Consider the following 22,592-nt stretch of genomic DNA (forward strand, 5'->3'; position numbering starts at 1 on the left):
CTCAGCCGGCGAGAGCCTGCCGAATCGGCTGCAGCTTGGCGCTGGTCTCGGCGAACTCCTGCTCGGGCACAGACCCGGCCACGATGCCGCCGCCCGCCCATGCCGTGATCGTCGAGCCGATGCGCTGTGCCGAGCGCAGCCCGATGGCCCATTCGCCGTCGCCGCTCGCATCGATCCAGCCGACCGGGCCGGCATAGCGTCCCCGATTCACGCCTTCGATCTCGCTGATCGTCTGCAGCGAGGCCTCACGCGGAACGCCGGCGACCGCAGCCGTCGGGTGCACTGCGGCGACCAGGGTGAGCACGTCTGCGCCGTCGGCGAGCTCGGCGTCGACGTCGGTGGCCAGGTGCAGCACATTGGGCAGCTCGAGGACGAAGGGGCCGTCGGCCCCGAGATCGCCCACATGCGGGGCCAGCGTATCGAGCAGGCTCTGTGCGGCGAGCGCGTGCTCGTGCTGGTCCTTGGACGACGTCAGCAGGTCGCGGGCGAGGTCGTCGACGGCGGGGTTCGCGTCACGCGGTCGCGTGCCGGCGAGCACCCGCGCATGCACATGCCCGTGATGCGCTTCGACGAGCGTCTCGGGGCTGGCGCCGAAGAACCCGTCGACGCAGAAGTTCCAGCATGAGGGGTAGGCGGCCTCGAGCCGCTCCAGCACGGAGGGCAGATCGAAGGCCTCGGGCAGATTCGCGTGCTCCGACCGCGCGACGACCACTTTCTGCAGCGTGCCGTGTTCGATCAGGTCGAGTGCCCGGCGAACTGCGTGCGCGTGCCGTTCGGGCGCGTCGGCATCGGCGTGCAGCGTCGCGACCGAGTCGGCGGCGAGGGCGGCTGCTCGGTGTGCGCGGCGGTCGGCGGATGCGGCCAGCAGATGGTCGACCTCGGCTCTGATGCGATCGGGGTCGAGCCGGTCGTCGACGGAGGCTCCCGCACTCGAGTCGATCACCCGGGTGGCCCAGGTGCGCCCGCCGCGCTGTGTGATCAGCAGGCTCGGCACCACGAGCACGCTGGGCACGGCTGCGGCGTCGTCGAAGGCGAACGCTCCGAAGGCGGCCAGACCGGTTCCCGGCTCTGCTGCGGCACCCAGCTGGTGGGCCGAGTCGGCGACTGACTTCCAGACGCGACGGGCCTGATCGAAGCGCTCCGGGCCCGAGAACGTGAGGGTCAGCGCGCGGCCGATGCCCAGCATCCCCTCGCCGTCTCGCCACCAGAGCAGGGGGTCTGCGGCGTCGAGCAGAGGGAAGGGAGTGTCGAAGGCGTGCACCTGGACTGTGCGGGTGGTGAGTTGGAACACGTGCAAGATCCTAGCCCGGAGCCGTCCGCTGTCGGCGATATGACGAGACGCCGTCGTGCCCTGCTCGGGGAAAGTCAGTACACTGGGGCGTTGTGACGAGCGCAGATCTCAGCAAACGACCCGAAGAGGTCTCGGCGATGTTCGACCAGGTCGCGCCGGGATATGACCGCACCAACACGGTGATGACGTTCGGGCAGGTCGGGCAGTGGCGACAGGCCACGACGCGTGCCGTCGCCCCGAGGCCGGGAGAACGTGTTCTCGACCTCGCGGCAGGCACCGGCACGTCGAGCGTGCCCTTTCATCAGGCCGGCGCCGATGTGGTCTCGGCAGACTTCTCCGAAGGCATGCTCGCCGAGGGCCGCCGCCGCTACCCGTTCCTGACGTTCGAGTGGGCCGACGCCACGGCGCTGCCCTTCGACGATGACAGCTTCGACGCGGTGACCATCTCGTACGGGCTGCGCAACGTGGTCGACATGGACAAAGCGATGAGCGAGGCGCTGCGAGTGCTGAAGCCAGGCGGCCGATACGTCATCTGTGAGTTCTCGACGCCGACGTGGCGTCCGTTCGCCAAAGTCTACGACTGGTGGCTCGGCAACGTTCTGCCTCGTCTGGCACAGCTGGCCAGCACCAACGACGCTGCCTACCCGTATCTGAGCGAGTCGATCGAGGCCTGGCCCGATCAGCGCTCGCTCGCCCGGCATCTGCGCGCTGCCGGGTTCAAGCATGTGCAGTGGCGCAATCTCAGCGGCGGCATCGTGGCCCTGCATCGTGCATGGAAGCCGGCGGCGAAGGACGAAGACTGATGGCACGCGGCAACGACACCACCCGACTGGTCAGCGGACCCAAACGGTTCTTTCTGCGCTCCGAGGATCGCCAGCTGGTCGGCCGCATGGAGCAGGGGCTCGAAGACGTCGAGCGGCGTATCGTCAAGGAGTCGACCTCGGCCGACTCGGTGACCAATGCAGCCACCCGGTACCTGGTCGAGGCAGGCGGCAAACGCGTGCGGCCGCTGCTCGCGCTGCTCGCCTCGGAGCTCGGCGAGGGTGTGAACGACGGCGTGCTCGAAGCGGCCACCGGAGTCGAGCTGACCCACGTGGCGAGCCTGTACCACGATGACGTCATGGACGAGGCCGACACCCGCCGCTCGGTCACCAGCGCCCACCGCATTTGGGGCAACAACGCCGCCATTCTGGCCGGAGACATCCTGTTCGCACGCGCGTCGATGATCGTCAGCGAGCTGGGCCAGCAGGCGATCATGATCCAGGCGCACACCTTCGAGCGCCTGTGCCTCGGGCAGCTGCATGAGACGCTCGGCCCGGACGAGGGCGCTGACCCCATCGAGCACTATCTGCAGGTGCTCGCCGACAAGACCGGGTCGCTGATCGCCGCCGCCGGCGAGCTCGGCGTGCTGCTCGGCGGCGCCCCAGACGAGTACCGCGTCGCGGTGCGTCGTTTCGGCGAGTGCATCGGCGTGGCCTTCCAGCTCGTCGACGACGTGATCGATCTGCGCAGCACGAGCGACGAGCTCGGCAAGACGCCGGGAACCGATCTGCGCGAGGGCGTGCCGACGCTGCCGTGGCTGCTGCTGCAGCGACAGGCTGAGACCGACCCCGAGGCCGCGGCCGTGCGAGACGAGGTGAAGCGTCTGCTCGCCGACGACGACACGCTTGACCAGGCTCTCGCAACGCTCGCCTCGCATCCGGTCACCGATGAGGCGCTCACACAGGCGAAGGCCTGGGCGAAAGACGCGACCGACGCGCTCAAGGCGCTGCCCGCAGGCCATGTGCGCGACCTGTTCGTACGGCTGGCCGACTACATCGTCAGCAGAAGTCACTGAGATCCCAGATTCAGCAAGGAGCATCGCGCATGTCAGAGTCGTCAGCGAGACAGCCGGCGCGCATCCGGGTCGCCGTCATCGGCGCCGGGCCGGCCGGCATCTATGCATCCGACATCCTGCTGAAGGCCGAGCGCGACTTCGACGTGTCGATCGATCTGTTCGAGCGGCTGCCCGCCCCGTACGGGCTGGTGCGCTACGGCGTGGCCCCCGACCACCCGCGCATCAAAGGCATCATCAACGCGCTGCGTGAGACGCTCGACCGCGGCGACATCCGCATCTTCGACAATGTCGACTTCGGGCGCGACATCACGCTCGACGACCTGCGCTCGCATTACCACGCGGTGATCTTCGCGACCGGTGCGGTCGAGGATGCGCCCCTGCGCATTCCGGGCATCGACCTGCCCGGGTCGTATGGTGCTGCCCGTTTCGTCAACTGGTACGACGGGCACCCCGACTTTCCTCGGGAATGGTCGCTGGACGCGCCCCATGTCGGTGTGGTGGGCAACGGCAACGTCGCGCTCGATGTGGCGCGCATGCTCGCCAAGCACGCCGACGATCTGCTGCCCACCGAGATTCCGGCGAACGTCTATGCCGGGCTCAAGGCCTCGAAGATCACCGACGTGCACGTCTTCGGGCGACGCGGCCCCGCCGACGTGAAGTTCACGCCGCTTGAGCTGCGCGAACTGGGCGAGGTTCCCGACGTCGACATCGTGCTCGACCCGGCCGACTTCGTCTACACCGAGGCCGACGAGGCCGCGATCGCGAAGAACAACCAGAAGAAGGTCATCCGGCGCATCTTCGACAAGTGGCTGCAGCGTGAGCCGGGCACGGCATCGCGACGGCTGCACCTGCACTTCTGGCAGCGCCCGGTCGAGGTGCTCGGCGTCGAGCGCGTCGAGGGGCTGCGCCTCGAGCGCACGCAGGTCGACGCCGAGGGGTGTGTGGTCGGCACCGGTGAGACGCACGACGTCGAGCTCGGTCAGCTCTACCGTGCGGTCGGCTACTACTCGTCGCCGCTCGAGCAGGTGCCCTTCGACGAGGTGCACGGCGTGATTCCGAACGAGGGCGGTCGCGTCGTCGATGAGGGTCAGACCGTACTCGGCGAATACTCGACCGGCTGGATCAAACGCGGCCCGGTGGGGCTGATCGGCTCGACCAAGTCAGATGCGCTCGAGACGGTCACCAACCTGATCGAAGACGTGCATGCCGGTCGCATCTGGCAGCCGACCGTCGCTGCCGAAGAGACCATTCCGGAGCTGCTCGGTGAGCGTGGCGTCGACTTCACTACCCTGGAGGGCTGGCACAACCTCGATGCCGCTGAGCGTGCGCTGGGCGAGGCAGCAGACCGCGAACGTGTGAAGATCGTCTCGCGTCAGGGCATGCTCGATGCGAGCCGAACTGCGAAGAGCTCTGACTCGATCGAGTGACCGCAGGCCTCAGTAGCTGTATGAGGCAGTGCTCGCGACGATGATGAAGATGAACGCGAGCCAGAGCAGCGTCAGTCCGAGACTGGCGTAGCTCACGATCAGCCCGGCGAGGGCGAGACCTCTGCCGCCTTCGCCACGAGTCTTGATCTGGTTCAGCGCGATGTGCCCGAAGACGACGCCCAGCACGTTGAACACGAATGCGAAGATCAACGAGAGAATCGCCATCGTGTTGGTCGGCGGTGCCGGCGTGTAGCCGTACTGCCCCTGGCCCGCCGGTGCGGCAGGATACGCCGGTGAAGCAGGATACGCCGGTGCTGCGGGGTAGCCCGGAGCGGCAGGATAGGTCGGCGTGCCTGGGTACGTGGGAGCGCCGTTGGAGACCGGCGGCGCGTCGTATGCGGGAGGATTCTGCGGCGGCGTGCCGTAGGCCTCGGGGCCAGTCTGGTACCGGTGCTCATTCGGGTTCGGGGTGGACGGATCGGGCATGTCTGCTCCTCGTTCAAACGATCAGCTGGTTCTCTGACTGTAACGTGTGTGGCGGCCTGTGCCCGCATCAGGGGTGCCTGTCGTCAGTTGGCCGCCCCGGCTAGGCTTGAGCTGCACGCCCGAACACCTGAGGTCAGGAGAGAACGATGAACGCCCCCAGCCCGCAGGATCCCAATCCCGCTCAGCAGCCGCCTCTGCCACCTGTGGAACCGCGCTCTGCAGGCGCAGAGCCGCAGGCATCGGCGCCGCCTTCGGGCCCCTATCCGACGGCTGCCGGTTTCGGAGAGGCGCTGCGGCCGCGATCCAATCGCGTGGCTCAGAAGATCCCGACGAACCTCTGGATCGCCATCGGCGCGCTCATCGCCGTCACACTCTTCGTGATCGTGTCGCTGTTCTTCGGAGACGTTCCGGCCAAGGGCGGCAAGGTCACGGTCACGGTGATCTATTTCGCGGCGTTCATCGGCATCACGATCGGCGAACTGAGCATCGCCGACCGAGATCGCTTCTATCCCGTGCCGCTGGCGATCGTGAGCAGTGTCTACGTCGTGGCATTCGGCGTGATGCTCACCTGGATAGAGCCGGCGCGTCAGATCAGCGACGTCTACTCCTACCGAAGCAGCGTCTCGACCGCCGGGCAGAACGCTGCGCTGGCGCTCGGGCTGCTCATCCCCTTGATCATCGCGGCCAAGGCACCGGTCGCCGCGGCTCGGTTCACGTTCAAGCAGGCCGGTGAGAACGCTGTGCTGAAGTTTCTCGCCGTCGCCTCGGCGGGGCTGTTCTCGCTGCTGGCCGTGATCCTGTTTCTGCCGACGCTGCTGCAGCGTTCGTTCCGTGTCGACGCAGGCGAATGGTTCGGGCGTCTCATCGTGATCGTCCTGATGCTCGCGTTCCTGGCGATCAGCGTGTTCATTCTGCTGTCTTGGACGTTCAACGCAGACGAACGGCGTGCCCGCCGCCTGGAACGTCAGCAGCGTCTGGCTCAGTCCCGGCAGCGGCCATACGGCTCAGAGACGGCTCAGTGGGCCGCTGAGAGCGCTCCCATCGCGCCGGTCGCCATGCCTGCAGCCGCACCAGAGGCGCCTGCGTACCCAGCGGCTTCTGTGTACCCAGCGGCTTCTGTCCACCCCGAGCCCGTCGTCTCACCGGCCGCTACCGAGGAGCCCACGCCGCATCTGCCGTGGCCCGTCTTCGAAGACGGCATCACTCCGCTGCCGGTGGGAGCCGATGGCCGGCCGGCGTTCAGTGTGCTGCAGCCCTTTCCCGGGCGCACCGAGCCGGTGGTCGAGGGGTCGCCTGAGGCTGATGCGGCGATCGAACGCGCACGGCAGACGCATCCCGGGTACTGAGGCGGCAGGGGCCGCGTCGGTGCGCTGATCAGCGCCGGCGCTGGGCCCCTTTGCCGTTCTTGCCGTCTTGATCGTCTTTGACCTTCGACGGCTGAATGACGAGTCCGCTGATCAGGCCGATGCCCACGCCGACCAGTGAGTAGAGCCATTCGCCGGTGATCGCGAACATGATCAGCCCGACGATCGCGCCGATGATCAGCCCGCGGATGATCTGCCGCTTGCCGAGCGCGCGCTCTTTTTCGGTGGGCTTCGCCGCCGGCTGTCTGTTCTTGCCCTGGCTCATTTCGCTCCTCGGTTCTTCGAACCGTCGTCGGCATCCGCGTCGGGTTTCGAGTGCTTCGGCGTCGCGGTCGACGCGTGGTCGTCTCGCAGATCACGGCGGCGCACCGGTGCAGACGCCCGGCGGCCGGTTCGGCGAGCGGCCCGCTGAGGGTCGGCGTGACTGGCGGATGCCGTGGCCGACGGGTCTTGGTCACAGGCGGGCCCGCCCGGTGCAGACCGACGAGAGGTGACATCCATCGACTGCAGGCGCAGGTCGCGACGACGCAGGGTCGCGCGCACCCGGTCGGTCGGATCGGTCTGGGGCGGCACCGAGTCTGACGGCTTGGGCGGCTGACGCAGCTCAGCGGGCATTCCGAGGAGGCCCAAGGCCATGTCGACGACTTCGTCGTGCCGCCCGAGGTCGGCGAGCGTACGCACCTTGAGAGCGGCGAACCAGCGGCCGGGCTCTTCGCCGGGATACTCGGCGAGACCGAAGTCGAGCCAGCGCAGAGCGTCCTCTCCGCGGCCGAGCGAGCGCAGCGAATCGGCCATCTGCAGGATGGCCAGCGGGCGGTTCTCTTCGCTGAGACCGCGCTTGATCACGAACTCGAGAAAGAGCTGCGCCTTGAAATGGTTGTTGGCGTAGTAGTACGCGCTGGCGAGCTGGAAGACATCGTCAGGATCCTGGGCGTCCATGAAGGGCACGAGCTCTTCGAACAGGCGCACGGTCGACTCGGGGTCTGAGTCTTTCGCGACGTTCCACGCCTGTTCGGCGATGCGCCTCCACAGATGCTCCGTCGGCTCACTATGCATATACAGGAACCCCTAGCGGTAGTTCGTGAACTGCAGGGCGACGTCGAGATCGGCACCCTTCAGCAACGCGATGACCTCTTGCAGGTTGTCGCGACTCTTCGACGACACTCTCAGCTCATCGCCTTGGATCTGCGCTTTCACGCCTTTGGGGCCGTCATCGCGAATGAGCTTCGCAATCTTCTTCGCCTGGTCTTGGGCGATGCCTTCGACGAACGAGCCCTGGATGCGGTATTCCTTGCCGCTCGCAGCAGGCTCGCCAGCGGTAAAGGCTTTGAGCGAGATGCCGCGTTTGATCAGCTTCGTCTGAAAGACGTCGAGCACCGCGCTGGCGCGCTCTTCGCTGTTGGCGATGATGAGCACGTCTTCGCCGCTCCAGGCGATGGATGCTCCGGTGCCGCGAAAGTCATAGCGCTGCGAAATCTCTTTTGCCGCCTGATTCAGGGCGTTGTCGGCCTCTTGACGGTCGATGGAACTGACGATGTCGAAAGAGGAGTCTGCCATGTGACCGATCATACAGAGAAGAACTGTGGATTTGTTTTGCGAGCGGTCGATACTGCTAGTATCCTTATCTGGTTGCGGTCTTCTTGAAACACTGCAGCACGGCGGGTTACCCGAGCGGCCAAAGGGAGCTGACTGTAAATCAGCCGGCACAGCCTTCGCAGGTTCGAATCCTGCACCCGCCACGCCGAGCAGCGAATTCGGCATGCACGACGCAGTCGCGCAGTCGATTCGCCGCTCGCACTCCGGTTTGTCGACCGGGGCCCTGAAGATGTTATTGTCTTATGGTGCCTCGGCCGGTCGGTCAGAGTGCATGCCTCGATAGCTCAGTGGTAGAGCACTTCCATGGTAAGGAAGGGGTCGCGAGTTCAATCCTCGCTCGAGGCTCTCCGGTTCTTCCTCTCTTCATTTCTCCTCCGTCTGCTGCGGCCACCTCATGCACTGAGGGCGGCCATGACTAGAGCATCCTTCCCTCTTCTCACGGCCAGGAATCCGCACGATTCTCGCGTTCTTTCGTCTTCAGGGTGACTCGGCGAGGTGAAAGAGGTCTCACAGCCCCAGAACATGTCTCTGACAGATGATCGTGCCTCTTTCGGTGCATAGGCTGTTGTAGCCGGTGTGCTGTCTGCGCCCCGGGTTCGCACATACATAAGAGATATGAGGATGGTTATGCAGAATCCATCGTTGTTCTCTGGGGGGATCGTCACCGAGCCGTCCCAGAGCAAGACGCGGTTCCGCTGGAGGAGTTCGCTCGCCGTACTGGTCAGCGGCGCTCTGGCGCTGGGAGGTCTTCCTGCCGCAGCCACTGCTGCCAGTGCCGACAGCACGGCCAAGATGACGTATACGACGACATCGACCAGCAAAGACGACGCAGTCAGCACCGGCGGGCGGCTCAGCTACGAGCTTCGGGTCGAATGCTCGAACATGATTCCCGGTGACTGCGCGCAGCCGGTCATCTCGTTCCCCGCGCCCAAGAACGACGACGGCTCGGTCGTGGCGCACACTCCGGTCGTGAGCTCGCCGGCGGTCAAGTCGCAGAACTACGACGAGAAGACCGGTCTGCTCACGGTCGCCCTCAACGACATGAAACCGGGTGAGTCGCAGCAGCTCAGCATCAGCTGGGCCGTCGACAACTTCACGGTCAAGCCCGGCGAAGAGCTTAAGACCGATCCCACCGTGGTGTTCAAGGCCGACGGCACCGACACGCAGGCTGCCAAGGTCGGTGACGATCCCGCACCGATCGTGACCAAGACCTCTCCGCAGATCTCGGTCACCAAGACGCTCGTCTCGCCGAAGGTCGTCAGCGGAACCGGTTTCGACGACCAGGGCAACCTGCCCGCCGTCTACGATCTCTCCGTCTGCGTGCCCGGCAACACCGAGGGCATGGAGAACCTCTCACATGTGACGATCACCGATACCGTGACCGACTCGAAGAAGCGCATCACGGCTGACACGATCAAGGTCGAAGACCTCTCGAAGCAGGCCGGTGACACGGTCACACAGCCGTCCGTCATCCAGCTCGACGGGCAGAATGCCGTACAGATGAAGTACGACATCGATCTTGACGGCCAGACCCTCACTCGCTGCGGGCAGTCGTCTGAGCCGGTGACGCGGCGTGTGCAGGTCACCTACTCGAACGATATTCTGGCGCCGGCGAGCCAGGATGACCCCAACCCAACCAATGACGTCACCAACACCCTGGATGCGACTGCGCAGACGATCAGCGGCACGATGATCAGCGGCCAGTCGGCTTTGAAGCACGCCTTCGCTCGGCCCGGCGGTGGCTCATATGGTCAGCTGATCGCTGTCACGTGGAAGCGCACGAACGACGAAGCAGGGGCCGGTACCGACTCGAACAACACGACCGTCGGCAAGGTCCCCACGACGAGTACCACCAAAGAGTGGGGCTGGACGATGGCCGGCTCATGGCAGGGCGACTCCAAGGTCTACCCTGACTACGATAAGGAGCTTCGGTGGGTAAGCGATATGGATCGCCTTCCCTGCCTGGCCCCCGACCAGAACGGCAACACCGAGGCGAAGTCACCTCTCGGCAAAAAGGGCAACGAGTCGCTCGCCTACGCCTGGGGCGGTGACACCTACCAGAGCCCCTATAACTTCGGCGCCGACGGCAGACTGACGCCGTGGGGCATGCCAGACAAAGATGCCGACGCCCCGTTGTGCAACAACCCCTCGTACAGACTCGACCGCATCTTCTTCCGTAACAGCACGTTGCAGCCCGAGTCGATCTCGAACGTCGCAGCGGTCGAGATCACCTATCTCGAGAACGGCCAGCACAAGTCGAAGATCGAGTACTTCGATCAGGGGCTGTCGCAGCAGGGCACAGTCAACGTCGGAGACAGCGGCAGCAAAGGCTACGCATATCTCTACATGTACGGCAGCACGGCTGCGCAGGGTGCGCCCTCCTTCGGACTCGCCGATGACGCAATCGTGACCGACTTCGTGGTGCACTACCGCAATCAGCCGAACAACATGGGTGGTAATAACTACTCGCTGTGGGGCACCAGCACGTCTGCGTTCGCGCAGTCCGGGCTCAAGGCGCAGACGAACACCGAATCGGTGATTGCGTCGAACGATCCGCAGAAGATGACTGACGCATCTGACCCAGCTTCGGCCAAGGGGCAGAACCCCGTCGGCAACGGCAAGACTTCGGCCGGCTCCGAGCCTCGAGTGCAGCAGTTCGACGATGCCACTGTCGACATGCAGATCAGCAAGTCAGCTCAGGGCGACGTCTCGAAGCTCGCGATCGGCGACACCGTGACCTGGAAGATCGATGCCAGCGTCAATGCGACCATTCCCGAAGACCGCAAGATCAAGCCCGGCATCACCGATGTGCTGCCAGTAGGGCTCGACTACGTTCCCGGCAGCACAAAGTGGGCATCAGTGCCCGCGGGGGTGACCGCGCCCGGCGAGCCAGAGATCGGTCAGAAGACGGTCAACGGCCAGCAGCGCACCACGCTTTCATGGAAGTTCGACAGCGATTTCCCGACTCAAGAGACGGCATCGCTGACGTTTGACACCAAGGTGAGCGTGGCGGCTTCGGCCGGTGCCCACTCTGCCGAAGACGCGCAGTATGTCGCGCTCTACGACCAGAATGCGTCCATCTCAAACGGCGGCAACGACAACGACAAGTACGACGTGAACGGCGACGGTCAGACGTCCGACAGAGTGGCTGCCTCGACGACCACCTGGACGGTTCAGGCGACCAGCGGAGCCACGATTCAGAAGCAGGTCAAGGGCACCGTCGGCGAGGACCACGGCATCGACAACCAGCCTTCGGGCCAGGACTGGTCGAGCGCAGCGGTCTCAGCCGCCAGCACTGACAACTCGGGCACCGCGGTCGACTATCGCCTCAAGGTGAACAATGGCGGAACCACTCCTCTGCAGAACACGGTCGTCTACGACGTGCTTCCGTATGCAGGTGACAAGGCCATCGGCAGCACCCTGGCAGGTCAGGATCGCGGCTCGCAGTTCGACGTGAAGTTCCGCGAGCTCACCGGTCAGCTTCCGGCTGGTGTGAAAGTGCAGTACTCCACGTCGAACAACCCGACTCGTCCAGAGCTCGGGGTCTCAGGCGGCGATGACAACTGGAGCGACCAGCTGCCCGCCAACCCTGCTGACGTTCGTGCTCTGAAGTACACGATCGATGAGCTGACGCCGGGTCAGGAGCTCAATCTCGACTACCGGGCTGACATTCCTCAGTTCCAGTTCGGGGTTCCGCATCCTGCGCAGCAGACGGGCAGCGACACCGAGTACGCATGGAACAACCTCGCCTTCCGCACCAGCACGAGCGAACGTGATCTGCTGCCTGCAGAGGCACCCAAGGTCTCCATTCGCTCTGTGCTCGGCGAGATCGGTGACTACGCCTGGTACGACGCGAACCGCGACGGCATCCAGGATGCCGGCGAGAAGCCGGTCGAGGGTGTGAAGTTCCAGCTGCTCGACGGCAACGGCAACGAGGTGAAAGACGTCGACGGCAACCCCGTCACGGCCACGACCGACTCGAACGGTCTGTACAAGTTCGAGGTTCCGGTCGGCGACTGGAAGGTGAAGGTTGTCGAAGGTCCTGAGGGCTACGTCACGACCAAGGCTGACCAGGGCGGTGACAACGAGAAAGACTCAGATGTTCCCGGCTTGAACGTGCCGTCTGAGACGGTCAAGATCACGACCGACCACCTCGTCGATCACAGCCTTGACGCTGGATTCGTCAAGCCGGCTGTCTCAGTGGGTGACTACGTCTGGTTCGACCAGAACGGCGATGGCATCCAGAACGACGGCGAGAAGGGGATCCCCGGAGTCAAGCTGACCATCACCGACCAAGACGGCAACGCCGTCAAGGACGTGAACGGCAAGGATGTCTCCGAGGTCACGACTGATGCCAACGGCGCCTACGACTTCAGTCTGCTGCCGGTCCTGACCGACGGCAAGAAGTACCAGGTGCACGTCGACAATGCGCAGGACGCATTGAAGGCCTACCAGCCGACGAAGAAGGCAGTCGGAGACGACCGCGCCAAGGATTCGTCCACGGCACAGGCGACCACAGGCGAAGACGGCCAGCCCGCACTCGACCAGAACGAGCAGCGTGACTCGTCGCTCGACTTCGGGTTCGTCGGCAGCGTCAGCGTCGGTGACTATGTCTGGCAGGATGACAACCGCGACGGTCTGCAGACCGAGGGTGAGCCGGGCATTCCCGGCGTGCTCATCGAGCTGTTCGTCGAGGGGCCTGACGGCACGCTGATTCCGGCCACGTACCCTGACGGAACCCCGGTCGCTGCGCAGCGCACAGACGACAAGGGTGCCTACCTCTTCCCGAACCTGCCGAGCCTGCCGTCACCGGCTGGCAAGTACGTCACGAAGATCAAGTCCGACGACGAGCAGACGAAGTCCGTCCTCGACAAGTACCTTCCCACCAAACCAGGTGCGGGGTCAGACCGCGAGAAAGACTCATCGACGGGCCAGGCCTCTTCGATCAAGGATCTCTCGACGCCGGGCGCCGAAGATCGCAGCCTTGACTTCGGCTTCATGCCCAAGGTCAAGATCGGTGACTACGTCTGGTTCGACGCCGACAAGAACGGCAAGCAGGACGATGGCGAGAAGGGCATTCCGAACGTCACCCTGACGTTGGTCGGCCCTGACGGCAAGCAGGTGACTGACGTCAACGGCAACCCGGTCGGTCCGGTCAAGACGAATGACGACGGGTACTACGAATTCGCGAATCTTCCGACGCTCGCTCCAGGCCAGCACTACACTGTGGTGCTCGACAAGGACGGACAGCCAGAGACGCTGGGCAAGTACTCACCGACGCAGCCCAACGCTGCTGGCACTGATCGCGCTGACGACTCCTCGACAGGGTCTGCTTCTTCAGAGGGGCTGAACGCCCCCGGCGACGAAGACCTCACACTCGACTTCGGTTTCGTCCCGACGACGCCGACCGTCGAGATCAAGAAGTACGACGTCAACGGTAACGACGCAGACACAGCCCAAGACGCTGCTGCTCTGCCGAGCGGAGACACCGACCTGCGCTTCACCATCACCAACACCGGTGACGAAGAGCTGGTCAACCTGAAGATCTCTGACGCCATCACCCAGGGAGATGCGACCGTGACCGACTTGGTCTGCACCTTCCCCGATGGCACACAGGGAACCTCATGGGCCGGGCCGCTGAAGGTCGGCGAGAAGTTCGACTGCACGGCAAAGCTCTCGGGAGTCAAATCGGGTGACGATCACGCAGACGCGGCGACCGTCGTGGGCGACGGCCGTTGGTCGGGCGTGCCCGTGACCGATGTGAACGAGTACCACGCTCGCACGCCGAAGCCGAGCATCGATCTTGAGAAGACCGATACCGACGGCAACGACGCAGACACCGAGTCTGACAAGGTGATCGTGAACGCAGACACGCGCGACCTGAAGTTCACGGTGACGAACAACGGCGACGAGGGCCTGAAAGATGTGAAGCTCTCTGACTCGGTCATCAAGGGCGGCGCGAAGGTTCAGAACATCGTCTGCACCTTCCCCGACGGCAGCACTGGCACCTCGTGGGCCGGCGTCTTCGAGGTTCGTGCATCGTTCGAGTGCCGTGGTCAGATCACCGGTCTTGTCGCCGGCGACCTGCACGCTGACAGCGCTACCGTGACGGGAGTCGGCGTGATCACCGGTCAGACGGTGACTGACGAGGATCCCTTCTATGCCGAGCGTCAGCAGTCAGGGCTCGCACGTACGGGTCTTGACGGCATCGGCGGCATCGCTGGCATGATCCTGCTGCTGCTGGGCGGCGGAGTCGTGGCGTTGGCACGGCGCAATCGCAGCAAGTCGGCCAACTGAGCAGTATCCAGCAGGTGAGTCTGTGAGCTGATCGCAGACAGCGTGGGGCCGGTTCCGTCGAGGAACCGGCCCCACATCTGTGATGTGCCTGCGGCATCGAGCTTTCTGAGTGTGGGTCAGGGCTCTGCGGCGACAGAGTTCGCTGCTCGCCAAGGGGCCGAGACTTGCCTGCACTGAAAGCCGAATGCTAGAGTACTTTGGTTGCGATCAGGCGTGTCATCGTGCCGCTGAGATCACCGTATCCATGGCTGGGTAGCTCAGATGGTAAGAGCGCACGACTCATAATCGTGAGGTCGAGGGTTCGATCCCCTCCCCAGCTACAGCACATGCAAGGCCCTGCACCCCGCAGAATCACTGGGGAGCAGGGCCTTCGTCATTCCCATCAGATTCGCCCGTGACAACGCTGCGGCAACATCTGCCGAAGACGCAGACGGCGCTCACACCCGATGTCCGCTGACACGAGCGAAGCCCTCGCGGGCCAGGCCCATCACGATCATCGCGGCGATCGGCGGCAGCCAGAGCAGCGGTGACAGCGGCGCGGTGCCGAAGAAGGCGCCGACGAACGGTACGTAGACGATCACGAGCATCACGGCGATCGCGAGCAGGCATGACAGCCAGAACCATCGGTTGGTCAGCTGGTGTCGGCTGAAGATGCCGTGCACGCTGCGACGATGCATGATGTTGACCAGCTGCGTGAGCAGAATCGTGGCGTAGGTCACCGTTGTGGCCGCAGCGATCTGCGTCGCGCTGCCCTCGCCGAGTCCGAGGCCCTGCAGCGGGTAGGCGACCAGATAGGCGAGCGCGGCGAGCACGCCCATGACCGTGCCGCTGAACACGACATCGGTGATCGAGTGCCCCTGCAGAATGCGGGCCTTCGGGTCGCGCGGCGGCCGGCGCATGTTCTCGCCCTCGGCGCGGTCGGAGCCGAGCGCCGAGATCGGGATGATCTCGCCGAGCACGTCGACTGCCAGGATCTGCAGCACGTTGATCGCGAGCGGCATGCCCAGCAGCGTCGTCAGCGCCAGGCTGATCATGTTGACCACGAACTCGCCCACGTTCGAGGTGAGGCAGCTGAGCACGCCGCGAGAGATGTTCGTGTAGATCGTGCGTCCCTGCCCGATGGCGTGCACGAGGGTGGCGAAGCTGTCGTCGAGCAGCACGACCTCGGCCGCCTGCTTGGCCACGTCGGTGCCGGTGCGTCCCATGGCCACCCCGATGTTGGCGCTGCGCAGTGCGGGCGCGTCGTTGATGCCGTCGCCGGTCACCGCGACCACGTGTCCGCTGTCGCGCACCAGGTTCACGATGCGCATCTTGTCTTCGGGAGCCACCCGGCTGAAGACCACGCCTCCGCCCAGTGCGTGCCGCAGCACCTCGGCGTCGGGCATGGCGTGCAGCTGGTCTCCGGTCACCACGGCGAGGTGGCCGGTCTGGTCGGCGAGTCCGGCCATCTTGGCGATCGCGCCGGCAGTGAGCGCCGAGTCGCCGGTCACGATGCTCACATTGATGCCGGCGGCTCGTGTCTCGGCCATCGCGTCGGGCACCTCGTCGCGCAGCGGGTCTCGCATGCTCACGAACCCGAGCAGCAGCAGGTCGTGCTCGATGTCGTCGATGCCGAGCGTCGAGAACGTCGAGTCGGCTGAGTCGGCCGGGTCGGCGGATGCCGCTGCGACGAGCGAGGTCACGTCGCGCACGGCGAAGGCCAGGTTGCGCAGCGCCTGCCCGGCGGCCTGACGCTGAGCGTCGAGAAAACGACGCCGATCGTCGTCGGTGAGCGGGCGCACGGTGTCGCCGTCGAGCACCCGCGTGCACACATCGAGCAGCGACTCCGGCGCGCCCTTGACGTAGGCGATGTGGCGGGTCGGGCTCGCCCCGACCACGCGACGCACCGAGGTCATCCGTTTGCGTTCAGAGTCGAAGGGCAGCTCGTGCTCTTCGACGCGGTCGTGCTGCAGCTGGTCGAGGTCGACACCGGCCTTGACGGCGAAGGGCAGCAGCGCGCCCTCGGTGGGGTCGCCGAGCACGTGCCAGTCGGGATGCTCGTCATCGGGCGGCAGCAGGCGAGCGTTGCTGGCCAGCACGCCGGTCTCGGCGAACGTGCGCTGCCAATGCGTCGGGGTGAGACGGGCGCCGTGCGCGTCGTGGACCTCGCCGGTGGGCGCGTAGCCGCTGCCGGTGACCGTGAACGGCGCGAAGCCGATCTCGGCGCTGACCACGGTCATCTCGTTGCGGGTCAGCGTCCCGGTCTTGTCCGTGCAGATGACGTGCGTCGCGCCCAGCGTCTCGACCGCGCTGAGCTTCTTGACCAGCGCACGGCGACGCGCGAGCACCTCTGAGGCCTGCGCAAGGGCTGTGTTCACCTCGGCGGGCAGACCCTGTGGCACGAGCGCACAGGCGAGCCCCACGGCGAACAGCAGCGCCTCGCGAAAGGGCATCTGTGCGATCACGGCGAAGACCAGCAGCACGGCTGCGAGTACGGCGACCGTGATTCCGATCACGCGTGCGATCGTCGACATCTCACGCTGCAGCGGGCTGGGGGTCGTCGGAGCCTGATCGCTCAGCTGGGCGATGCGCCCGAGCTCGGTGCGCATGCCGGTGGCGGTCACGACGCCGAACACCTCGCCGGTGCCGATGTCGGTGCCCGTGAAGAGCAGGTTGCGCCGGTCGGCCAGCGGCACCGGATACTCCAGTGTGGCGACGGTCTTGCGTGTGGGATTGCTCTCGCCGGTCAGTGCGAACTCGTTGGCGCTGACCGCCTGCGCCTCGATCACCCGCATGTCTGCGGGTACGGAGTCGCCCTCGGCCAGATGTACGACGTCGCCGGGCACCAGCGTGGCCGTGTCGACCTCGGTGATGCGCCCGTCGCGCAGCACGTCGGCCGTGGGCGTCACCAGTGCTTCGAGCGCCTGCATGGTGCGTTCGGCGCGAGCCTCTTGGGCGAACCCGATCGTGGTGTTGATGAGCACCAGCACCACCAGCACGGCGGCGGTCGACCAGTCGCCCAGGTAGCTCACGACGACGGCGCATGCGAGCAGCAGCAGCACGAGCCAGTCGCGAAACTGGGCGAGATAGCGCATGACCGGGCTGACGCGACCAACCTGAGCGATGCGGTTGGGGCCGTTCTCGGCCAGCCGGCCGGATGCCTCGGTCGAACTGAGCCCGGAACGCGACGTGTCGAGCGTCTGCAGCGCCGCGTCGGCAGAGATCGTGGAGAAATCGGTGGGTGCGGCGGTCATCGTGCCGACCGTTGGGGAATCGTTGTTGCCCATCGAACAGAACCTCTTTCCCAAGTGTCCTCTTCTCATGCTAGTGAGCCGAATGACGTATTCTGCAACGATGGTCAGTACACAGACGGCGCATCCCCCGTCGCGTCGATCGATACGCGGCACCTGGCGTCGGGAGCCGAGCACCCACGTGCGCACCGGAACGACGGCGCCGCCGACCGTACCCGGCTCGTTCACGATTCTCGCTGAGACCGAGGTGGCGCACTCTCCCCAGGAATGGGCCCCGCACTCCCACCCCCACCACGAGCTGGTCTGGAGTCACGGCGGCACGGTGACGGCACGTGTCGGCGACGCCATGTTCACGGTGTCGGAGGGCTGCGGGTTGTGGATTCCGGCCGGTATGGTGCACGCCGGGCGGCTGACCGCCGAGGTGGAGTTTCACGATGCCTTCTTCGCCGCAGGGCGCACCCCCGTGGCGTTCGCAGAGCCGACGGTGATCGAGATGAGCCCGCTGCTGCACGCCCTGCTGTCACACCTGGTGAGTCCCGGTCTGACCGAGGCGGCGCGGGCCCGGGCAGAGGCAGTGGTGTTCGACGTGCTGCGACCGGCGAGTCGACAGCTCACCCTGCGCCTGCCGGCCGACGAGAGGATCGCCCCAGTCGCCGAGGTGCTGCTGCACGACCCCGCCGACGGGCGCTCGCTCGGGGAATGGGCGCTCGCACTGAACATGAGCGTGCGCACGCTCTCGCGCGCCTTTCGCGCCTCGACCGGGCTGTCGTTCGGCCAGTGGCGGCAGTCGCTGCGCATCCATCATGCGCTCGCGCTGCTCGACGAGGGGCACGACGTGCAGCGGGTGTCGGCCCGACTCGGGTATGCGCAGCCGAGCACCTTCATCGCGACGTTCCGTCGTCTGATGGGGGTGACGCCGGGCGTCTACGTGGCCGAAAAGCCGTACTCGCTGTCGTGAAGTCCTGATTGCGGCCAGCTCTTCGCCGTCTCTATTCTTTTGTGCGTGCAGGCAACCCTTACCTCCCTCAGATGCAACCACGTTGCGGCTGTGATCTGCGGATGAGGCCAGCGAGGAGCCTGCAGGGCGATCGACTCGTGCTGCAGTACGGCCGTTCGGTCGCGGTGCACGGCGTCTCGGTGCGGCTGCGGCCGGGCCGGGTCACCGCGTTCGTCGGCCCGAACGGCAGCGGCAAGTCGACGCTGCTGCGCTCGCTGGCCCGGCTGCACGACGTCGCAGAGGGGCAGGTGCTGCTCGGTGACGAGGATGCGCCGGGCACCCCCGTCTCGCTGCTCACCCGTCGCGACTTCGCCCGTGAGGTGACGCTCTTCGCGCAGACCCATGCCGCCCCGGAAGGGCTCAGCGTCGCCGAGATCGTGGCTTTGGGCAGGCACCCGTACCGCCGCCGACTCGGTGGACTGAGCGATGACGACCGGCGGGCGATCGACCATGCCATGCAGGTGACCGGGCTGCAGGGCAAGGCGGGTCGCGCCGCTGCAGAGCTCTCGGGCGGCGAGATGCAGCGTGTCTGGCTGGCCGCGTGTCTGGCGCAGAGCACCGGTGTGGTGCTGCTCGACGAACCCACCAACCACCTCGACCTGCGCTATCAGGTCGAGACGCTCGATCTGATGCGTGAGCTCGCCGAAGCGCATGACGTGGCCGTCGGCGTCGTGCTGCACGACCTTGAGCAGGCGGCGAGCGTGGCCGACGAGCTGCTGCTGCTCGACCACGGGCGGGTGCATGCCGAAGGCGAGCCCGACGAGGTGCTCACCGCCGAGCACATCCAGGCGGTCTACGGCATCCCCGTCGACGTCGGCGTCGACCCGGGCAGCGGTGCGCTGCACATCGATCCGGTCTCCAGACGCCGTCGGCGTCGTGCCTCCATCCCCCGAGAAGAAACCCGAAAGGATCACGAATGATCTCCGCCCCCAGAATCGCCGCTGCGGCGGCAGCGCTGATCGCGGTGTCGCTCACCGCGGCCGGCTGCGGCACCACGACGGTCGATCAGAGCGACGCAGCCGCGTCGCCGGCCTCGCAGAGCTGCGCCGACGACACGACCACGACATCCACCGGCCCCGTCGATCTGACCGACGGCGTCGGCCGTCAGGTGCACCTCGACAAGCCCGCCGAACGCGTCGCCGTGCTCGAATGGCAGCAGACCGAAGACCTGCTGAGTCTGTGCGCCTCGCCCGTCGCGGTCTCAGACCCGGACGGTTACAAGACCTACGTGAGCGCCGAGAAGCTGCCCGACCAGGTGACCGACATCGGCGAGCGAGGTGAGCCCGACCTCGACGCGCTCTACGGGGCGAACCCCGATCTGATCGTGATCGAGGCGTTCAGCGCCGACGACGAGCTGATCGGCAAGCTCGAGCAGCGCGGTGTGCCCGTGCTCGCGACACTGGGCGCCGACGCGGCAGACCCGATCGGCAACATGAAGAAGGTGTTCTCGCAGATCGGCGAGGCCACCGGGCGCACGGAGCGCGCCGACCAGGTGATCAAGGAGTTCGACGACCACCTCGCTGCGGCGAAAGACAAAGTGGCCGACGTCGATCTGCCCACCAAGAGCTTCCTCTTCTTCGACGGCTGGATCGAGGGCGGCAACGTCGCGATCCGCCCCTACGGCAAGGGCGCGCTCTTCACCGCACTCGGCCAGCAGCTGGGCCTCGAGCCTGCCTGGACCGACGAGATCAACGCGGCCTACGGCAGCGGCGGCGTCGACCCGGCCTACGGCCTGGCCCAGACCGACATCGAAGGCCTCACCGCCGTGGGCGACGCGAACCTGTTCTACTCCAGTGACGACACGCCTGACAGCTATGTGACCGAGCTCGAGAAGAGCCCCATCTGGTCGTCGCTGCCCGCCGTGCAGCAGCACCGTTCGCATGCCTTCCCCTCGGGCGTCTGGGGCGCCGGAGGGCCGCGCTCGAACGAGCAGGCGATCGACGCCTTCGTCGACGCGATCACCCAGGGGTGACCGAGCCGCGTCAGCACACGACGACCCCGTCCGGCATCGCCGGCGGGGTCGTCGTGCTGGGCGGGCTCGCCGTCGCGGTCATGGCGGTCGGCGTCTGGCACCTGACCCAGGGCACCTCGGGTGTCGGCGCCTGGGAACTGCTGCGGGCGCTCGCCGGGTCTGGCGAGACGGTCGGCGGGGTGCCGCTCGTCGACGTGCTCACCGGGTCACGCCTGCCCCGACTCTTCGCCGGCATCGCGGTGGGCTTCGCGCTCGGCGTCGCCGGCGCGCTGCTGCAGTCGATCACCCGCAACGCGCTCGCCTCGCCTGACACCCTTGCGGTGACCGCAGGCTCGTACTTCGCGCTCGCCGTCGTCGCCGCATTCGGCATCGCCGTGCCGCTGTGGGCCTCGGGGCTGGTCGCATTCACCGGCGGGCTGCTGGCTGCGGCAGTCGTGCTCGGGCTGGCCGGCAGCGCGTCGGGCGCGGCCACCACACGGCTCATTCTGGCCGGATCGGCCATCGCCATGGCCCTCGACGCCGCGACCGGCATGCTGCTGATCCTCTTCAAAGAGAGCACGACCGGGCTCTTCGCATGGGGGAGCGGCTCGCTGGCGCAGCTGAATCTCGACGCCGCGATGCGTGCGATGCCGATGATCGTCGTCGTGCTCGTCGCTGCGCTGCTGCTCGCTCGGCGCCTCGACGTGCTGCGGCTGGGTGACGACACCGCCGCGTCGCTCGGCGTCTCGGTGCGTGGCACGCGCAGCGTCGCAGTGGCCTGCGCCGTGCTGCTCACCGTTGTAGCCGTCACGCTCGCCGGCCCGATCGCCTTCGTCGGTCTGGGGGCGCCGGTGGTCGCGCGGCTGATCTCGAGCCGGATGCCGACGTTGCGTCGACACGCGCTGCTGCTGCCCGCCTCGGGGCTGCTCGGCGCGTTCCTGCTGCTCGCAGCCGATGCGCTGCTGCGGGCCTTGATGGGGGCCCAGGCGGCGGCCTCGATCCCGACCGGCGTGCCCACCGCACTGCTGGGAGCGGTGGTGATCGTCGTGCTCGCGCTGCGGCTGCGCGATGCCGGTGCCTCACGGCCGCATCAGCGTGCTCGCTCCGGGCTGTGCAGCAGCCGGCGGTTCGCAGCGGTCATGGTCGGCAGCCTGGTGCTGCTGGTCGTGGTGGCGGTCGTCGGGCTACTGGCCGGCAGCCTCTGGCTTCGGCTGGGCGACTTGGTGCTCTGGGTCCAGGGAGCCGCACCCGATCTGATCGAGCGCGCGCTCGACGAGCGGTTGCCCCGGGTGGCCGCAGCAGTGCTGGCCGGCGCCGCCCTCGCGCTCTCGGGGTCGGTCGTGCAGGCCACCGTGCGCAACCCGCTCGCCGAACCCGGCATCCTCGGCATCACCGCCGGTGCCGGGCTGGGCGCGGTCTGGGTCGTGACCAGCGGCGCCGGCGGCCGACCGCTGCTGATCGGCATGGCCGTGCTCAGTGGTCTGGCCACGTTCGCACTCATCGCCGTGCTGGCCTGGCGCGGCGGTCTGCGCCCCGATCGGTTCGTGCTGATCGGCATCGGCTGCGGCTACGGACTGACCGCGATCACCACGTTCCTGCTGCTGCGGGCGGATCCCTGGGACACCCCGCGCATCTTCACCTGGCTCTCGGGCACGACCTACGGGCGCACGCTCGTCGACGTGCTGCCGGTCGCGATCGCACTGGTGCTGCTGACGCCGGTGCTCTTCGCCATGCGTCGGCAGCTTGACGTCGTGTCGATCGACGACGACACTCCCCGTCTGCTCGGCATCGGGCTCGAACGAACGCGCCTGACGCTGCTCACGATGGCTGCGGTGCTCGCGGCCGTCAGCGTGGTCTCGATCGGCGTGGTGGGATTCGTCGGTCTGGTGGCGCCGCATCTGGCGCGCTCGATCGTGGGCGCGCGGCATGGCCGCATCATTCCCGTGACGATGGTCTTCGGGGCACTGCTGGTCGCGATCGCAGACACGCTCGGTCGCTCGCTGATCGCCCCTTCGCAGATTCCGGCGGGGCTCATGATCGCGCTGGTCGGAGCGCCCTACTTCGCCTGGCTGATGCGTCGGTCGCGCTGAGCGACGCGCTGGGCGGAGGAGCGGGG

The 22,592-nt window shown here is 66.4% G+C and carries 15 protein-coding genes and 3 tRNA genes; 12 read left to right on the forward strand and 6 right to left on the reverse strand.

Annotated features, from left to right (window positions below; genetic code table 11):
* Nucleotide 1 precedes the first annotated feature (1 nt).
* The gene (locus tag F8O06_RS01020) at nt 2-1,291 is read right to left on the reverse strand and encodes an isochorismate synthase MenF (RefSeq protein ID WP_158037070.1); all 1,290 of its coding nucleotides are present in this window, start codon (nt 1,289-1,291) and stop codon (nt 2-4) included.
* Nucleotides 1,292-1,383: 92 nt separating this feature from the next.
* Here F8O06_RS01020 and F8O06_RS01025 point away from each other — a divergent pair, with 92 nt between their 5' ends.
* Genes F8O06_RS01025 through F8O06_RS01035 form a run of 3 tightly spaced genes read left to right on the forward strand, consistent with a single transcriptional unit; the run spans nt 1,384 to nt 4,555 of the window.
* The gene (locus F8O06_RS01025; RefSeq protein ID WP_158037071.1) at nt 1,384-2,094 is read left to right on the forward strand and encodes a demethylmenaquinone methyltransferase; all 711 of its coding nucleotides are present in this window, start codon (nt 1,384-1,386) and stop codon (nt 2,092-2,094) included.
* Nucleotides 2,094-3,128 carry a polyprenyl synthetase family protein gene (locus F8O06_RS01030; RefSeq protein ID WP_158037072.1) on the forward strand — a complete coding sequence of 345 codons (1,035 nt, stop codon included), beginning with the start codon at nt 2,094-2,096 and terminating at the stop codon, nt 3,126-3,128. Before F8O06_RS01025 ends, F8O06_RS01030 begins: the two co-directional genes overlap by 1 nt.
* Before the next feature lie 29 nt (nt 3,129-3,157).
* Nucleotides 3,158-4,555 carry an FAD-dependent oxidoreductase gene (locus tag F8O06_RS01035; protein ID WP_158037073.1) on the forward strand — a complete coding sequence of 466 codons (1,398 nt, stop codon included), beginning with the start codon at nt 3,158-3,160 and terminating at the stop codon, nt 4,553-4,555.
* 9 nt (nt 4,556-4,564) lie between these two features.
* On the opposite strand, the gene F8O06_RS12320 is transcribed toward F8O06_RS01035, so the two are convergent.
* On the reverse strand, nt 4,565-5,041 hold the full coding sequence (locus tag F8O06_RS12320; RefSeq protein ID WP_225733311.1) for a DUF4190 domain-containing protein: 477 nt from the start codon (nt 5,039-5,041) through the stop codon (nt 4,565-4,567).
* Between the two features lie 146 nt (nt 5,042-5,187).
* On the opposite strand from F8O06_RS12320, the gene F8O06_RS01045 reads away from it, so the two are divergent.
* Nucleotides 5,188-6,387 (forward strand): hypothetical protein, encoded by a 1,200-nt coding sequence (locus F8O06_RS01045; protein ID WP_158037074.1) that lies wholly within the window; start codon nt 5,188-5,190, stop codon nt 6,385-6,387.
* Between the two features lie 28 nt (nt 6,388-6,415).
* Here the strand turns inward: F8O06_RS01045 and F8O06_RS01050 are convergent, their stop codons facing one another.
* Genes F8O06_RS01050 through F8O06_RS01060 form a run of 3 tightly spaced genes read right to left on the reverse strand, consistent with a single transcriptional unit; the run spans nt 6,416 to nt 7,962 of the window.
* A complete protein-coding gene (locus tag F8O06_RS01050; protein WP_158037075.1) occupies nt 6,416-6,670 on the reverse strand; it encodes a hypothetical protein in 255 nt (84 codons plus the stop codon).
* Nucleotides 6,667-7,461 (reverse strand): tetratricopeptide repeat protein, encoded by a 795-nt coding sequence (locus tag F8O06_RS01055; protein WP_158037076.1) that lies wholly within the window; start codon nt 7,459-7,461, stop codon nt 6,667-6,669. Before F8O06_RS01055 ends, F8O06_RS01050 begins: the two co-directional genes overlap by 4 nt.
* A gap of 12 nt (nt 7,462-7,473) precedes the next feature.
* A complete protein-coding gene (locus tag F8O06_RS01060; protein ID WP_192496786.1) occupies nt 7,474-7,962 on the reverse strand; it encodes a YajQ family cyclic di-GMP-binding protein in 489 nt (162 codons plus the stop codon).
* Nucleotides 7,963-8,062: 100 nt separating this feature from the next.
* Between F8O06_RS01060 and F8O06_RS01065 the strand changes: the two genes are divergently transcribed.
* The 4 genes from F8O06_RS01065 (at nt 8,063) to F8O06_RS01080 (ending at nt 14,618) form a co-directional block, all read left to right on the forward strand.
* Nucleotides 8,063-8,144: transfer RNA gene (locus F8O06_RS01065), tRNA-Tyr, on the forward strand.
* 130 nt (nt 8,145-8,274) lie between these two features.
* Nucleotides 8,275-8,346, forward strand: a tRNA-Thr gene (locus tag F8O06_RS01070).
* Between the two features lie 282 nt (nt 8,347-8,628).
* Nucleotides 8,629-14,298, forward strand: coding sequence for an SdrD B-like domain-containing protein (locus tag F8O06_RS01075; protein WP_192496787.1), 5,670 nt, complete (start codon nt 8,629-8,631; stop codon nt 14,296-14,298).
* 246 nt (nt 14,299-14,544) lie between these two features.
* Nucleotides 14,545-14,618: transfer RNA gene (locus F8O06_RS01080), tRNA-Met, on the forward strand.
* Between the two features lie 117 nt (nt 14,619-14,735).
* On the opposite strand, the gene F8O06_RS01085 is transcribed toward F8O06_RS01080, so the two are convergent.
* Nucleotides 14,736-17,564, reverse strand: a complete 2,829-nt coding sequence (locus tag F8O06_RS01085) for a cation-translocating P-type ATPase (RefSeq protein ID WP_192496788.1) — start codon at nt 17,562-17,564, stop codon at nt 14,736-14,738.
* Between the two features lie 67 nt (nt 17,565-17,631).
* On the opposite strand from F8O06_RS01085, the gene F8O06_RS01090 reads away from it, so the two are divergent.
* The 4 genes from F8O06_RS01090 to F8O06_RS01105 all read left to right on the forward strand — a co-directional run bounded on the left by F8O06_RS01090 (nt 17,632) and on the right by F8O06_RS01105 (nt 22,566).
* A complete protein-coding gene (locus tag F8O06_RS01090) occupies nt 17,632-18,486 on the forward strand; it encodes a helix-turn-helix transcriptional regulator (RefSeq protein WP_158037080.1) in 855 nt (284 codons plus the stop codon).
* A 101-nt stretch (nt 18,487-18,587) separates the two neighbouring features.
* Nucleotides 18,588-19,445 carry an ABC transporter ATP-binding protein gene (locus F8O06_RS01095; RefSeq protein ID WP_158037081.1) on the forward strand — a complete coding sequence of 286 codons (858 nt, stop codon included), beginning with the start codon at nt 18,588-18,590 and terminating at the stop codon, nt 19,443-19,445.
* A complete protein-coding gene (locus tag F8O06_RS01100; RefSeq protein ID WP_158037082.1) occupies nt 19,442-20,497 on the forward strand; it encodes an iron-siderophore ABC transporter substrate-binding protein in 1,056 nt (351 codons plus the stop codon). The genes F8O06_RS01095 and F8O06_RS01100 overlap by 4 nt, the downstream gene beginning before the upstream one ends.
* Nucleotides 20,494-22,566 (forward strand): iron ABC transporter permease, encoded by a 2,073-nt coding sequence (locus F8O06_RS01105; protein ID WP_158037083.1) that lies wholly within the window; start codon nt 20,494-20,496, stop codon nt 22,564-22,566. Before F8O06_RS01100 ends, F8O06_RS01105 begins: the two co-directional genes overlap by 4 nt.
* Nucleotides 22,567-22,592 lie beyond the last annotated feature (26 nt).

This window comes from Pseudoclavibacter sp. CFCC 14310 (genome assembly GCF_008831165.1).
Classification (GTDB): Bacteria; Actinomycetota; Actinomycetes; order Actinomycetales; family Microbacteriaceae; genus Pseudoclavibacter_A.